The 13,607-nt window shown below is 38.1% G+C and carries 14 protein-coding genes; 1 reads left to right on the top strand and 13 read right to left on the bottom strand.

Going from position 1 to position 13,607, the window contains the following annotated elements; genetic code table 11:
- Positions 1-117 precede the first annotated feature (117 nt).
- The gene (ampC, locus tag PSF67_RS06895; RefSeq protein WP_210848634.1) at positions 118-1,260 is read right to left on the bottom strand and encodes a class C beta-lactamase; all 1,143 of its coding nucleotides are present in this window, start codon (positions 1,258-1,260) and stop codon (positions 118-120) included.
- 182 nt (positions 1,261-1,442) lie between these two features.
- Here ampC and PSF67_RS06890 point away from each other — a divergent pair, with 182 nt between their 5' ends.
- Complete coding sequence (locus PSF67_RS06890) at positions 1,443-2,324, top strand: LysR family transcriptional regulator (protein WP_272676683.1); 882 nt, start codon at positions 1,443-1,445, stop codon at positions 2,322-2,324.
- Positions 2,325-2,402: 78 nt separating this feature from the next.
- Here the strand turns inward: PSF67_RS06890 and PSF67_RS06885 are convergent, their stop codons facing one another.
- From PSF67_RS06885 to glnL, 12 genes are all read right to left on the bottom strand, one after another.
- Positions 2,403-2,690, bottom strand: a complete 288-nt coding sequence (locus PSF67_RS06885; RefSeq protein ID WP_272676682.1) for a helix-turn-helix domain-containing protein — start codon at positions 2,688-2,690, stop codon at positions 2,403-2,405.
- A gap of 98 nt (positions 2,691-2,788) precedes the next feature.
- A complete protein-coding gene (locus PSF67_RS06880) occupies positions 2,789-3,010 on the bottom strand; it encodes a helix-turn-helix domain-containing protein (protein WP_272676681.1) in 222 nt (73 codons plus the stop codon).
- Between the two features lie 188 nt (positions 3,011-3,198).
- On the bottom strand, positions 3,199-4,185 hold the full coding sequence (locus tag PSF67_RS06875; protein WP_272676680.1) for a fimbrial protein: 987 nt from the start codon (positions 4,183-4,185) through the stop codon (positions 3,199-3,201).
- A gap of 9 nt (positions 4,186-4,194) precedes the next feature.
- Complete coding sequence (locus tag PSF67_RS06870; RefSeq protein WP_206276010.1) at positions 4,195-4,479, bottom strand: helix-turn-helix domain-containing protein; 285 nt, start codon at positions 4,477-4,479, stop codon at positions 4,195-4,197.
- A 51-nt stretch (positions 4,480-4,530) separates the two neighbouring features.
- The gene (locus PSF67_RS06865) at positions 4,531-5,028 is read right to left on the bottom strand and encodes a fimbrial protein (RefSeq protein WP_166265995.1); all 498 of its coding nucleotides are present in this window, start codon (positions 5,026-5,028) and stop codon (positions 4,531-4,533) included.
- Between the two features lie 13 nt (positions 5,029-5,041).
- Positions 5,042-5,557 carry a fimbrial protein gene (locus tag PSF67_RS06860; protein WP_004262778.1) on the bottom strand — a complete coding sequence of 172 codons (516 nt, stop codon included), beginning with the start codon at positions 5,555-5,557 and terminating at the stop codon, positions 5,042-5,044.
- A 9-nt stretch (positions 5,558-5,566) separates the two neighbouring features.
- Positions 5,567-6,526 (bottom strand): fimbrial protein, encoded by a 960-nt coding sequence (locus PSF67_RS06855; RefSeq protein WP_231068097.1) that lies wholly within the window; start codon positions 6,524-6,526, stop codon positions 5,567-5,569.
- Between the two features lie 14 nt (positions 6,527-6,540).
- Complete coding sequence (locus PSF67_RS06850; RefSeq protein ID WP_206276008.1) at positions 6,541-9,051, bottom strand: fimbria/pilus outer membrane usher protein; 2,511 nt, start codon at positions 9,049-9,051, stop codon at positions 6,541-6,543.
- 26 nt (positions 9,052-9,077) lie between these two features.
- Positions 9,078-9,746 (bottom strand): fimbrial biogenesis chaperone, encoded by a 669-nt coding sequence (locus PSF67_RS06845; RefSeq protein ID WP_195698051.1) that lies wholly within the window; start codon positions 9,744-9,746, stop codon positions 9,078-9,080.
- A gap of 59 nt (positions 9,747-9,805) precedes the next feature.
- Positions 9,806-10,330, bottom strand: coding sequence for a fimbrial protein (locus PSF67_RS06840; protein ID WP_102138834.1), 525 nt, complete (start codon positions 10,328-10,330; stop codon positions 9,806-9,808).
- A 671-nt stretch (positions 10,331-11,001) separates the two neighbouring features.
- On the bottom strand, positions 11,002-12,474 hold the full coding sequence (gene glnG / locus PSF67_RS06835; RefSeq protein WP_272676679.1) for a nitrogen regulation protein NR(I): 1,473 nt from the start codon (positions 12,472-12,474) through the stop codon (positions 11,002-11,004).
- Positions 12,475-12,483: 9 nt separating this feature from the next.
- Entirely contained in the window at positions 12,484-13,533 is a 1,050-nt protein-coding gene (glnL, locus tag PSF67_RS06830; RefSeq protein WP_102138843.1) for a nitrogen regulation protein NR(II), read from the bottom strand.
- Positions 13,534-13,607: the final 74 nt, after the last annotated feature.

Below are 13,607 nucleotides of genomic sequence, written 5' to 3'. Positions count from 1 at the left end.
TACTTTATGTATGCTCCTAGGGCTTAGCTTCTCTTGCCGCCTAGCGGCAGAACGAACTATTTTGAGTATTAAATATTCGTTATAGCGTTATTCCACATTCAGCATCTTCTGCGGGGGCTAGTATTTCGCTTTTTCGATTAGCTGATAAGCCGCACTGATGCGGTCAGGGATGGGATACCATTTGTTGGACAAAATCACAACCGCAATTCGGTCTTCAGGAATAAATGCCGCATAGGTTGCAAAACCATTGGTTGAGCCGGTTTTATTGTAGAAAGCTTGTGTTTCTGGCGGTAGTGCTGGTGTAATCGCTTCGACCTTTTGTGGCTGTAATGCCATTTCATCTCGGTTACCTTGCTGTAATTGAGAAATGGATACAGGCCATGAATAACTTTCCCACATCATATCTTGCACAAATGAATCGGTCATATAGAACCCAGCATGCGTGTTCTCTATGGCTTCCTGCCACGATTTAGAGACTTTCTTTGTTTGCATATTAATATCTAAGAAGCGAATTAGATCTTTAGCGCTAGATTTCAAACCATAAGATTCAGCATCTAAAATTTGTGGTGTTACACGAACGGGTTGATTGTTCTTATTATAGCCTTGAGCATAATTTTTCTGTTGATTTTTAGGGACATGAATATAGGTATGTTTCAGCCCAAGCGCAGGCAGCATCAGTTTTTCCATCGCTTGTTCAAATGGCATTTTGAGTTGTTTAGCCGTAACGATGCCGAGTAATCCCACGCCAAGATTTGAGTAAGAGCGATATTGTCCAATAGCTTTTTCAGGTTGCCATTGCTGGTAATAACGGAATAATTCCGCTGAATTCGTAATGCTATCAGGCACAAATAACGATAAACCCGAAGTGTGAGTTGCCAAGTTCATTACTGTGATTTGGTCAAAAGCAGACCCTTTTAATTCAGGAAGATAGTGGCTTACCTTTTGCGAGAAATCGAGTTTTCCTTGGTTTTGTGCATAGGCTGCGAGTGTGGCTGTGAATGTTTTAGATAAAGAGCCAATCTCAAATAAAGTCTTATCACTGACAGGCACTAAGCTTTGCTTAGATTGCACACCATAATGATAAATATAGTGTTTTCCATCAACGGAAATGGCGACAGACATCCCAGGGATCTGTTTTTGTTCCATCAGAGGTTTAATAATGTCATCCACATCCTTTTGAGTGAACGCATTAGCGGATAGCGTGGTTAACGCCAAACTCAGAGCGACAAAAATTCGCCCCTGACGAAAAAGGGTTTTCATAGAGTTATTCCAATAAGTACAAGTTTAAGTTATTGCTAACAGGAACTGAAAGCGCTTCATTGTAAATATAAAGTGCTTTAATATAGGCTATTAGGCGGTTAAACCGCGATTTCAAAGTAGTATGCATGCTTTCAATCATTATTTAAAACGATATAAAATTCGATGAGGTAAAAGAAAATCTTATGGCAGAAAATTATCGTCATCGGCTTCCTCTCAATGCGCTTAGGGCTTTTGAAGCTTCTGCACGGCATTTAAGCTTTACGCGAGCAGGAATAGAATTGAATGTTACTCAGGCCGCTGTCAGCCAACAAGTTAGGCTGTTAGAGGAGCAATTGGGACTAGAACTATTTATTCGTTTACCTCGAGGGCTTGCATTAACTGAAGAAGGTTTTGCATTATTGCCTGTTTTGAGCCGCTCTTTTGACCAAATTGAGTCACTACTGTTGCAATTTGAAGATGGTCATTATCGAGAAACCTTAAGTATTTCAGTTGTTGGCACATTTGCTGTGGGCTGGTTATTGCCAAGACTAACGCAATTTTCGGAGCTATATCCTTATATTGATTTACGCATTATGACTCATAATAATGTGGTGAATTTAGCCGCTGAAGGCGTTGATTTTGCAATTCGCTTTGGTGAAGGGCTATGGCCCCTGGTAGAAAATATCCCCTTATTTTCAACGGCGCATACGGTGCTTTGTTCAGAGAAAGTCGCGAGCTTACTTAGGCACCCATTAGATTTAAAATCCCACCAGTTAATGCGTTCATATCGTAAAGATGAATGGGAAAAATGGTTTTTAGCTGCGGAGATTGAACCTTGGCGTGTCAAAGGCCCAATATTTGATTCATCACGTTTAATGGTTGAGGCTGCGTTATTAACTGACAGCGTGGCATTGGTGCCAAGTTGCATGTTTAGCCATGAATTAAGTGCAGGGGAGTTAGTTCAACCTTTTGATGTATCTGTAACACTGGGTGGATATTGGTTAAGCCGTTTAAAATCGAGAGTCATGACACCAGCGATGGCGATATTTCGCAATTGGTTGGTGGAGGAGTCTAAAAAAGAATAATAATTCGGTGCTATGCTATAAATAGAAATAGCACCGATATTTAATCTATTGGCATATTATAATGCTCATATTTAGCTGTTAGAATACCAAAGCTTCAGCAGAGAAATAATTCTTTTTATTAATAGGGAGTTCTGTACTATTAATATTCGTAATGGTTTCAGTAAAGAAATAGATTGGCGAAACATTAAATATTTGTGCAAATTGGTAAATGGTATCGACATGAATATTAACTTCACCATTTTCATAGCGTGATTGGTGCTGTTGGCTAATACCTAACAACATGCTTAACTCTTTACCACTCATTCCGTGACTTTCTCTTAATGATCTTATTTTTAAACCGACGGATTTAGATATTTTTCGTTTCATGATTCTCTCTCTAATTTATTTTAAATATTGCAATGGAATATAATTAAATATTTTTAATGTAATTTTTTTAGTGTTGGTATTACTACTTAATTTATTCATTAAATATCATGAGACTGAAAGAATTTTTTAATATCAATCTCAAAATACGTTGCATATTGGAACAATCTATCTAAAGTAATTCTATTTATTCCTCGTTCATATCGTGACTGCTGTTGTGGGCTGATGCCAATAACCTCGGATAATTCATTAACTGAAAGTCCATTCGTTTTCCGATAAAAAAGTATTTTTTTGCCAATTAGGTAAGATACTGAATAAGGCATGTATACTCCTATAGTTATCTTTTTATTTCTAAATAAACACTATGAAAGATTACTCCTCTATTTTAACCATTTTAATAAAATAGTAAATTTGCTATTTATCAATTGTTCAATGATATTTTTCGATGTTAGCAATAAAAATCAAATTATAAATAAATTAATATCTTTTTATGATGAATGTTGAATGCTATTTATTCATATCTTATGTTAACCGACGCTGTTGAGTTTGCAGTTCCTGCAGTTATATTATTAGCAGTCTTAATATATCTAGCTTTCCAATTAAAAATATAATCGCCACCTGCAACATTGTTTTGCAAAGTGAACTTTGAGTTGAGCTTTATCGGGTTACTGTTTCTATCCAATAATTGGATAGCGACTCCGGTCGCTTGCCCTTGCCCAGACAATTTAATCTTCCCTGTATTGGTATCAACATACCCAGCACTACTTGTGACTGTCACTTTTAGATTGGTGCCCGCAGCGCAGCTTAATGTAATGGGTATATTGACACTATTGCTGGTAGAGCCCACAGATTTAAATTGAGTGTCATACCAAGTTCCTAAGTTAACATTGTAACTATTTGCTTTTGTTGAGCACTTTAATACATTAATTTTGATAGCACCTGCTGGAATATTCAACGATGTTAAATTCCACGTACTGTTATGTGGTGCGGGGTTACGTTGTGTTAGTCTTCCCACATGCCCTGCCTTTAAATTTCCACCTTGTGTGACTTGCCCTGTTTTTTTGATAGTAATAGTCCAATATGGGTTCTCAATACCCCAAGCGGCTGGGTTAGCTGATGTTGGTGGTCCATAGCGTGTATTTAAAAAACCGATATTGGTTGCTTTTACTTGAATACTGATACCCGATATATTACTAGCTGCAATTTTATTACCGTTTGGTACCCAACCGTTCACATAGTCAGCATGTAAATAGGCATCACCACACAGGCCATTACTCATTGGGCCTGAGTATGTATTGATATGTGAGCCTTTAAAATTGACGCGAATAGTATCGATGTCTCGTGCTCCAGTATCATCATATTGCAGTGAAAAGGTTCTTGAAGGGACGTTAACCACAACGTTCCGTAAATTAGGATTTTGAATACAGGCTGCTTGTGTATATGCAGAATAAGCAAAAGCCGAGCCTATTATTACAAGTAAAGTTTTCTTTTTAGTCATAAAATATCCTTAATATTTACTTTTTTTATTTAAATATTTTTCTTCTATATGCTCAATCTCATTTATCTCCTTAGAATTGAAAACAAAGAAAGCTATAATATCAATTTCAAATATCTTAGAGTAATGATAAAGCCTATCAATATTAATTCGATTAATACCACGCTCATAGCGTGACTGTTGTTGCTCACTCACTCCCACGATATTAGATAAACTTTCTAATGTCATTCCTTTCATTTTTCGGTAATAGGTGATTTTATTGCCAATTATTTTTGAGATAGGATAGTAATTAGGCATACCGCTTTCCCCTTTCCCCTATTAAAACTGATATAATCAAAACAAACTTACTTACTGATATGTAAATGTAAATTCTAAATGGCTTTTAAATGAACCTGCAACCATACCACTTCCATAACCCGAGACTCGTGCTGATAGTGGTATTTCAACATTTCGCGTTTGTGTATTCACATTCGCGGTAATGGTATCGCCATTTTTTATTGTTGTTTTATTGGCGGTATTGGCTAAATTTAATGCCACATTTTTCGCCGTACCATTATTAATAAAATGTTCAGTTACTGTTGAGTCTGGTGTGCCGGATATTTTCATTACAGCTTTGGTGGTGCCGACAGGGCAATTTTTTAGCTTCACGGAAAAATCAACCCACGGAGACTTTTGCGTATCTTTGATATTCCAAATATTAATTTTTTTCAAATCGATTAAATAGTTATTTTTTTCAACCTCACAAGGCGCTGCAATAACGACGCCATGCACTTTAATATTTGCTGTTAGCCCAAATGCAGTTAAAGAACAGCTCATTAGTGATAGTAATAGGATAAAATGTCTCATATTATTCTCTCTTTTATAAATAGGTAATGGTTGCCGTAATATTGGCGGAAATAGTTCCCGGAGTGGCATTACCTAATGAGCTAAAGGCACGTGTGCGTAATGGAATATTAATATTCGCTTGCCCATTTGTCGGAACTTGTAATACTTTTTGGTTACCTAAAGCGGTTGTTCCATTACCATTTTGTAGTTGAACAGCTAGGTTTTTAGCCGTACCTTGGTTTTTGTATAAGCTGGCTGCATCCGCAGTATCCGCGGTTCCTGTAAATGTCAGTTTTACTTGGTTAATAAAAGATGAACAATTATTTAGGCTGATATTAAATGTGTTCCAGTTAGAACCTGAACTTGCATTACGAAATACATCAGCAGAAATATTTTTCAGGTCAATATCAATGTTATTCCCACCGGTAATATTGCAAGTTGCGGCTCTAATATTTCCGGTAAAATTCAATGTCACTGTGCTAGCAGCAAATAAATTTCCACTGAATATTAAGCTACTAAGTAAAAGTAAATTTTTAGATATTTTTTTCATTTTTTATTCCTACTCATAGCGAATATTTACAGTCGCAGAGGCGTTTGCTGTACCTGGCGTGATACTCGCGGCCGTTTTGATATAGCGAGCCTTCCAATTGAACATATAGTCACCAGCAGGCACATTATTTTGCAGGCTATTCATAGTGTTCAATTTGATCGGGTTATTATTTTTATCCAGCAATTGTATTGCGACACCAGTGGCACTACCAGGTCCCGTTAGAGCTAATTTTCCTGTAGCCGTATCTTCATATTTAGAGCTTGTTACCGTCGCTTTAATATTGGTGCCCGCCATGCAGTTTAATGTAATGGGAATATTGATATTTGTACTGGTACTGCCAACAGCGGGAAATTGGGTATCATACCAATCACCTAAGTTAATGGTAGGAACTGAATTTTTTAGTGAGCAACTGAGTACATTTATTCGATAGTTAGTGGAAAAAGAGACAGTTGAAATAATAAAATCAGTACCTGTTTTTCTATTTTGTTGATAAAATCTAGCGAGTTGCCGTGTTGAAATAATCCCACCAGAAGTAACATGACCTGTTTTTTCTATACGAATATCCCATGTCGGATTCGTAAATGTCCATGTAGTTGCCGTATATGGACCATTTACAGGAAAGAAAGTATCTGGCCCAAAGCTATTAATTCTCGCTTTGATACCAATACCATTAATTCCACTTACGGCCATACCATTACTGACTGGTGCTAGATAAATACCAACTTGATTTCCGCCACAATCTTGACCAACACCATTAGTCGGGTTATAAGTCCCCGAATAAATCGGTAAAGATATAGATTTTAATTGATAAGACCTAGTGTCATCATATTGTATGTTGATTGTTTCATTAGGTATTGTTTTTTGTATGTTTCTCCATGTGGGATTTTGAACACAAGCTGCATTAGCATATCCTGAGTATAAATATATAAAACTCATAGTTAATATTGATTTATAAATAAGATTATTCATAACTGGCCTCCTTATTATCGGCAAACAGCAGTTGTTTTATATAAACCCATATAATTCGATATGCCTGCTAAGTTATAATTTACTTGGCACTGTTGTTTATCGTTATATTGAATAATAAAACTGCCATTTTCAGCTAAACCAGATAAATAAATTTCACCATCATTACCAACCATGTTATTTAACTGTGGATTATCTTTAAATATCGCTTGGGCACCAAAAGGTACAGGTTTGCCATCAGCAAAAGTTAATATCATAATGGCTCGATATCCGACATTTGCGGCAAAGCTGGCTTTCACCAGTGCACCACGGCTTGGTGCAACACTTTGGCTAGTTAGCTCCATTTCCGTATTTTCAGGTAGCTCAGAAGTATCGATATCAATCACATTTTTACGGTAGGCAGTAACATAGGGCACGAGTGCATAACCTTGGTTATTAGTGACAACCCCTGCTTGGTTTAAGACGGGTACATCACCTGCATCTGGTATTTCAACAATAGCCGCGGTTTCGCCTAATTGTTGACCGAGTACAAGGCCGCCAGAGTGAGCCACTAAGCTGCCATTAACCCCGTAATAAAGGTTATAGTTGTCTTTGCTATAGCCAGTTCCGCCTGAAACTTCACCATATTGGCCTTTATAAGAGGCGTTCATATTGCCGCTCGTACCTTGTTCTTGAGTGGTGAAACCCTGCTGCATGCTCCAATTCAAGCGATTATTGAGTTGTGAAGCAGAAAGCCCAATACTGCCTGTGCTTGGGCCGTTACTGCTGCTGTTACTGTTAAAGTTGTAATAGAAGGTGTTATCAAACACAGTAAACGGCACACTGACCGAGAACGCTAATTGATGGTCATCTTCACTTTTCGTGCGACTGCCGGAGCTATAGGAGTAGCTATTGGTATTTTTGTTATAGGTATAATTCAAGCTATAACTAATGCCTTGCCAACTGTTGTTGTAACCCACGGTGGCAGATTGTGTTTTACGGTCACTATTCCAGTAGTCTTCATTGATATAGCCCACGGAAATTGAACCAAAGTTATCCCCTAAGTTTTGGCTGAGCGTAATTTCACCACGATTACGGCGGCGTTCAATTTCTGGAGCATAGTTTGTATTTCTATAACCATCAAAGACTTCTGCTAAACTGTAAAAGCCTTTAGTAGAGTAACGGTAACCAGCTAATGCGATATTAGTACCAATATCGTTGATATTTTTGTTATAGCGGAAACGATATGACTGGCCTTTTTCCTTAACGTCATTACTCAGCGTTGAATTTGCATGAGTAACGTCAATGGATAATGCACCAAACCGTCCAAGGTTTTGGCCTGTACCGATGGAGTAAGATTGGTAATGCTCACTCACTTGGCTACCACCATAAGCGGTAATACCATACGGTAAACCATAGATTAAGGTGAACTGACCAAATTTTGTTTTATCAATGCTACTGTCATAAGCGCGGTATTCACCGCCCGTTACGCTATAAGAAAAATATCCTTCACGCTGCAATACGGGTAATGAGGCAAAAGGAACGATCTGATATTGCTCGCTACCATTGGATTCTTTTATTGTGACATGTAAATCACCACTTCCCCCTGTTGGGTATAAGTCATTGATTTCGAAAGGGCCTGCAGCAACCTCGGTTTGGTATATAATGTAACCATTTTGGCGGATCGTCACCTGTGCGTTACTGCGGGCAATCCCACGAACGACGGGGGCGTAGCCGCGTAAACTCTCAGGGGACATATCATCATCTGTCGCAAGCTGGGCACCACGGAATGGCACGCTGTCAAAAACCATCGAAGGTGAAACACTATCCCCCAAGGTTAACTGACTTTTGATGCTATTAATGCCACGTGATGCGTAGGTATAGATAGTATCCCATTTACCGGATTGGTCAGTGCTACTTGACCATGTTGTGTAATTGCGTAACCGCCACGCTCCAATATTTAAGCCGGGTCTTAAATTTACATAATGAGATGTATTATCCGAACCACTACTTTTGCGATCGTAATTTTTAGAGCCGTTATAGCTGTAATTTAATAGCAGTGCGTTGATCCCATTATCGATATTGGCTAAGTCAACGTAACCCCTTGGGTTTCTATCCAATGCGATTTGGGGGATGCTTAAATATAAACGTTGAGAATCGAATTCAAAATTACTTGTGGCATCAGGAATAGCTGCAAGGTTTACACAGTGACTGCCTGCGGTTTGCAATTCAGGGTATTCCGCTGTTTTGATACCAAATTCTTTAATATCAGCCAGTGATAAACACGGAACTAATTGGTTATGGTTATTTTTTTCAAATTTAAGATTTTTAGCACCAATTAAGTTAGTGTTGACATAAATATCAACATAGTAGGCACCAGCTAGTTGTTCATTATTCTCAAACTGCGACAAATCAACCGAATCTTTATTTGGTAACTCTAAAAAGTCAGGGTCAAAGTAGACATTATTTTCTGTTTTTTCTTCAGCATATAGCGATGCGGTATAGCCTAAATATAATAGTAGGCCTAGAGATATTTTATTTATTTTCATGATAAAGCCCAACTTATTTTATAATTTTATATTTTCTTTTCGAGTGCTTCTGGTGCTGCACCATAATCATTAATAACTTCCCATTTAATTGTTCCATTAGTAGTTGAGTTATTAACGTCGAAAGTTGCACTTGAGAAAGGTGCCGCATAAGAAACATCATTAGCCTTTGTTCCGTTAAAGCTGATGCTCTGGAAATTCATAAAATACGGCGTTGGGTTTTTAACCGTAATTTTATTTCCAGATTTAGACCACACTAATTTTTTTTGCTCTTCAATAAAATTAACCTCTTTTAATGCTTTAGGGCGATAAATTAATTTCATTTGCGTTTTAAAGGCAATTTGTAGTGAGTTTTCTGTTCTTTCTGTTGCTGGGATCGTTTTTATATTTAACCAGAACAATGATTCTCTATCATTAGGTAATTTATTTTCTGTTAAAAATATTCTAAGTGCATTAGTTCTATCTGCATTTAGTCTAAATAATGGTGGTGTAATAGAGAAATCAGACTGCTTTTTTTCATCTATATTATCTATCCAAGATTGAATCAAATAAGGGATTTTATCTGGATTTTCTACACTGATGCTGACATCTTTGTTTCCCTCGTTATAAATAACACGGGTTCCACCAATAATAACACCAGCATTCGCAGTGTTTATTAGAGCTAATAAGGAAATGAAAATATAGATAATAGATTTCATAATACCACCATTGATTATTATTAGATAAGGCTTAAGTCCCTTTAAACCTTATTTATTACTTAGTTATAATTGATTGTGAAAGTTGCTGTCGCATTTGCAGGACCAGGAGTCACTGTGTCAGACTTAGCAATATAACGCGCTCTGAAATCTAAATTATTTTCCACATTTTGTTGTAATGGATATGCTTTAGAGGCAGTAAATAATGGAACAATTTTATTCGTATCATCAGTAATTTGAATACCAACGCCAGTTGCAACACCCGTTTCTTCTTTTAATTTAATAACTTCATCATCACCAATATAAGAATCAGCATCAAATTTCACTGAAGCTGTTGTTACTGTAGCAGGGCAATTAATTAATTTAATTGTAAATTTAGTTGCTGCCGCTGTACTTCCTGCGTTTGGCAATGCTTTTTTAGATACTTGTCCTAAGTTTACTTTTAGTGCATCAGAGCCAGCTGCTAATTCGCATGCTTGGTCAATGATTTCACCTGTAAAGTCGATAGTACCATCTGCTGCTAATGCATTATTAACAGCAACGATTGAGGTTGCAGCAATTAATGATGCAAGTAAGTTCTTTTTCATTTGTTTTTCTCCAAAAGATAATTATTTATTTTTCATTGAGTATATAAAAGCAATAGTTACTCAATTGAAGAGTATTTTGGGGCTATTTTTTAAAATAAACAAGTTTTGTTAAAATTGGAAATATATAATCAAATATTAATGAATTTAAGTTTTTTAATTGAGTTAACACGCTATAAGAGAGGGATTGATATACTATATTGAACTAAGTTAAATATAATTTTCAATGGTTTTTTGACTAAAGTTAAATAACGATATGAAACCAAGAATAATTATAAGGAGGGATATAAGTTTAATTTATCTCTCATATGGTGATTATTTGGGGTTATACGGTTTTGACATATTAGACCACATACAGTGGATGTTGTATTTTTACTATCGAAAAATGAAATAATAGTATAGTTATCGGATTTGGTAGGTCTAAATGTGCTATTTATTTGATTTTTTATAGATGAAAGGGTGTTGCCATTCAGTAAGTGAATAAAAATAGGGGGCTTGGTTCTAAGGAATCATTAAATTACTATCAAATTAGTATTCATTGTGTTAATTGGCTTTTGAATAGTAGAATTAATAATGAATTTTTGAATGTTAAGTTCGAATTATTGAATATTAAGATAAGCATGAAATAATAAATTAAGTCACGCTTATCTTAATAGGATAGTCAATTTGGGGGGTTATTCAATTCCTAGCTCTTTTAACTTACGAGTTAACGTATTTCTTCCCCATCCTAATAAACGGGCAGCTTCTTGCTTATGGCCATTGGTGTATTTTAACGCACAATTTAGCATTGTACGCTCAAGTAAGGGGATGGTTTGTGCAAAGAGATCTTCTTTACCCTCCATTAATGCGTTATCAGTCCACTCTTCAAGTAGTTCAAACCACTGAGCAGCAGAACTAGGATTGTGTGATGATAACGATTGTGTTGGCATGGCGTCGGTTTGCGATGATTTTACCACTGTATTTTGTTGTGGATGCTCTTCAAGCAAATCATCGGGCAAATCTTGCGGTAAGATTTCTTGGCTTGCTGCCATCACGGTTAACCAACGGCAGACATTCTCCAATTGGCGAACGTTACCCGACCAGTAATAGCGCTGAAGAATCTTTTCGCTGTCAGGGTGGAGAACTTTAGCCTCGACACCGAGTTCTTTCGCCGTATTTTGTAGAAAATAATTGGCGAGACGTGGGATATCTTCAGTGCGTTCACGTAATGGCGGTAATTGCACTCGAATGACATTTAACCGGTGAAATAAGTCTTCACGAAATAAGCCTTCTTTAACCCGTTTTTCAAGGTCTTGGTGGGTGGCGGCAATAATTCGCACATCCACATTAACTGGGGTATAACCGCCAATACGATAGAATTGGCCTTCCGCCAGAACGCGTAATAAGCGAGTTTGTACATCAAGTGGCATATCACCGATTTCATCTAAAAACAGAGATCCATGGTTAGCTTGCTCAAATCGCCCTTGACGTACTTGATTCGCACCCGTAAATGCGCCTTTTTCGTGGCCGAATAGCTCAGATTCAATTAAATCTTTGGGAATGGCGGCCATATTTAATGCAATAAAAGGGGCATCAGCACGGGGGCTGTGCTGATGTAGTGCGTGGGCAACTAACTCTTTCCCTGTTCCTGATTCACCATTAATAAGCACACTAATTGATGAGCGCGATAAACGACCAATAATGCGATAAACCTCTTGCATAGCCGGTGCTTCTCCGATCATGGTCGAAGAGACAACAGGAGCGGGCTGTTTAGCTTCACGGCCAGTATGGTTTTGTTCACGGCTATGATTCAGAGCGCGTTCGACTAATGCGACGGTTTCATCAATATCGAAAGGTTTTGGTAAGTAATCAAAGGCACCTGACTGGTAGGCATTTACGGCAGCATCAAGGTCAGAGTGTGCTGTCATGATAATAATCGGCAGGAGGGGATATGATTGTTTGATGGTATTCAGCAGTTCAATACCATTTGTGCCTGGCATACGGATATCAGATAACAACACATCAGGGAGTGAATTTTCTAATGCGGTGAGTACAGCGTCCGCACTGTCAAAGCAGGTGCAAGCGAACTTTGCATTATCTAATGCACGCTCAAGTACCCAACGAATGGAGCTATCGTCATCAACCACCCAAATTTTTCCCTGCGTCATGGTTATCTCCTATTTCTTAATTGGTAGATAAATGGAAAACTCAGTGTGACCTGGCCAACTGGTGAACTCGATTTTTCCTGCGTGTTGGTCGACTAAACTGCGGGCAATTGATAGGCCAAGTCCGGTCCCATCAGGCCGTCCACTCACCATGGGATAAAACAACGTATCCTGAATTGCCAATGGAATACCGGGACCGTTATCTTCAATATCAATACGTGCAGCTAATCGATAACGCTCACCTTGCAGTGTGACTTGAAAAGCAGTTCGTGTACGCAAGGTGATATAACCCCCCGTTTCAGCGAGAGCTTGTAATGCGTTTCGGGTGATATTTAGAAGCACTTGCTCGATTTGGTCTGGGTAATACTCTAATTCGGGCAGGCTTGGGTCATAGTCACGAATTAATGTCACGTTATCGGGTTTTTCTAATGACACCAACCGCGTTACATTTTCCATAATATGATGGATACTTTGCTGTGTTTTCGGCCCTGGATATTGTGGGCCAAGCAGCCGATCAACCAGTGCTCGCAGGCGGTCAGCCTGTTCGATAATCACTTGAGTATATTCATTTAATTGTGGGTCAGGCAGCGCTTTAGATAGCAATTGCGCAGCGCCTCGCAAACCTCCGAGAGGGTTTTTGATTTCGTGAGCAAGCCCACGGATCAGTTCGCGGGCGGCCAATTGCTGGGCATTCTGTGCGAGTTCTTGGCTCAAGCGCCGTTGGCTATCTAATTGCGAAAGCTCAACTAAAATAAATTGCTCTGAAAAAGGCTGTGCGCTGAATGACATCACATGGGAATGGTTGTTAAACACTAAGGTGACTTCATTTTCGGTAAAACTATGGCCTTCTTTTAAGCTATTGAGCATGAGTTCATCATTGAGTGAACAATAACTGAATAACAGTGGTAGAGGCGTACCGTATAGCTTGCGCTGGCTTTGGGTTAAGATCTGGAGTGCAGCATGGTTGGCGTAATGGATAACCAAATCGTAATCCAAAATTAGCACGCTATTAATGAGGGAGTCGAGAATGTGTTCCGGTGCTGGCAAATGTTCGGTTTTCATGTAATGTTGCTCCTGCACTATTTTGGTGCATTATACCTGATAGACCAAACAACCGATATTTGATTTTTGTTGCG

It is taken from the genome of Providencia sp. PROV076 (assembly GCF_028483405.1).
GTDB classification, from domain to species: Bacteria; Pseudomonadota; Gammaproteobacteria; order Enterobacterales; family Enterobacteriaceae; genus Providencia; species Providencia huaxiensis.
The sequence above is the reverse complement of the archived record's forward strand: the minus strand, read 5'-3'. Positions and strand labels throughout refer to the sequence as shown.

Bases quoted from the DNA above. Each gene is read 5' to 3' on its own strand.
- ampC (WP_210848634.1), bottom strand. From the start codon at position 1,260: ATGAAAACCCTTTTTCGTCAGGGGCGAATTTTTGTCGCTCTGAGTTTG.
- PSF67_RS06890 (WP_272676683.1), top strand. From the start codon at position 1,443: ATGGCAGAAAATTATCGTCATCGGCTTCCTCTCAATGCGCTTAGGGCT.
- PSF67_RS06885 (WP_272676682.1), bottom strand. From the start codon at position 2,690: ATGAAACGAAAAATATCTAAATCCGTCGGTTTAAAAATAAGATCATTA.
- PSF67_RS06880 (WP_272676681.1), bottom strand. From the start codon at position 3,010: ATGCCTTATTCAGTATCTTACCTAATTGGCAAAAAAATACTTTTTTAT.
- PSF67_RS06875 (WP_272676680.1), bottom strand. From the start codon at position 4,185: ATGACTAAAAAGAAAACTTTACTTGTAATAATAGGCTCGGCTTTTGCT.
- PSF67_RS06870 (WP_206276010.1), bottom strand. From the start codon at position 4,479: ATGCCTAATTACTATCCTATCTCAAAAATAATTGGCAATAAAATCACC.
- PSF67_RS06865 (WP_166265995.1), bottom strand. From the start codon at position 5,028: ATGAGACATTTTATCCTATTACTATCACTAATGAGCTGTTCTTTAACT.
- PSF67_RS06860 (WP_004262778.1), bottom strand. From the start codon at position 5,557: ATGAAAAAAATATCTAAAAATTTACTTTTACTTAGTAGCTTAATATTC.
- PSF67_RS06855 (WP_231068097.1), bottom strand. From the start codon at position 6,526: ATGAATAATCTTATTTATAAATCAATATTAACTATGAGTTTTATATAT.
- PSF67_RS06850 (WP_206276008.1), bottom strand. From the start codon at position 9,051: ATGAAAATAAATAAAATATCTCTAGGCCTACTATTATATTTAGGCTAT.
- PSF67_RS06845 (WP_195698051.1), bottom strand. From the start codon at position 9,746: ATGAAATCTATTATCTATATTTTCATTTCCTTATTAGCTCTAATAAAC.
- PSF67_RS06840 (WP_102138834.1), bottom strand. From the start codon at position 10,330: ATGAAAAAGAACTTACTTGCATCATTAATTGCTGCAACCTCAATCGTT.
- glnG (WP_272676679.1), bottom strand. From the start codon at position 12,474: ATGACGCAGGGAAAAATTTGGGTGGTTGATGACGATAGCTCCATTCGT.
- glnL (WP_102138843.1), bottom strand. From the start codon at position 13,533: ATGAAAACCGAACATTTGCCAGCACCGGAACACATTCTCGACTCCCTC.